Origin of the sequence: Micrococcus sp. HMSC31B01 (assembly GCF_001816085.1) — a bacterium.
GTDB classification, from domain to species: domain Bacteria; phylum Actinomycetota; class Actinomycetes; order Actinomycetales; family Micrococcaceae; genus Micrococcus; species Micrococcus luteus.
On the sequence record NZ_KV824990.1, the window covers coordinates 1 to 610 of the forward strand.

Annotated in this window: 1 protein-coding gene; it reads left to right on the plus strand. The window is 54.6% G+C overall.

Annotated elements, in window-relative coordinates; translation table 11 throughout:
• On the plus strand, positions 1-479 hold a 479-nt coding region (locus HMPREF3105_RS13340; protein ID WP_210401420.1), incomplete at its 5' end, for a hypothetical protein.
• Positions 480-610 lie beyond the last annotated feature (131 nt).

Genomic DNA, 610 nt, shown 5'->3' on the forward strand with positions numbered 1-610 from the left:
GTCAACAACGTCATGACCTCTTACATCTAGAAGCTAAGGCCACGATGACTGCTCACGTCAAGTCACTTCCGCGTCTTCATGATGAATTGACCAGTTCCCACATCTCTGTACACGGTGAGAGCCAGACAGCCTTGGCGATTGGATACGCACAGGTTAATGTCGCAGACGTGTTTGTAAGTTCTAACCCTGCAAACGTTGAGCGCATTCATCTCGGGCAGGAACCCGTTGTCACTTCTCACAAGCAGCCCGGTGATTGTCAACGGGTGTTGGACACCCTTAATACTCTTCGGACTCGTTCCAGTTCCATCGGTATCGGTTTTGATGCAATTGGCGTAACTGTCCTCGACCTTCGGAACGATGACAGTCCTGTGAAAGTCGTTCATTCCCGACCCGCACCGCAGCCGGGGGACGCTTTTCACTACGACTCGATGATCATGCGCATGGCCACGCGCTACGACACGCAGTTCAGTGGGATCTGAAGACAAAGGCAACAACGGAAGATCTTGGGCCTCCAGCTGTGCAGCGCGGAGGATCATGGTCGCGAACCGAGCGCGGGACACCAAGCCTGAGCTCGCCGTTCGCGGGCGTGTCAACTTGTCTGTGTAAGCGG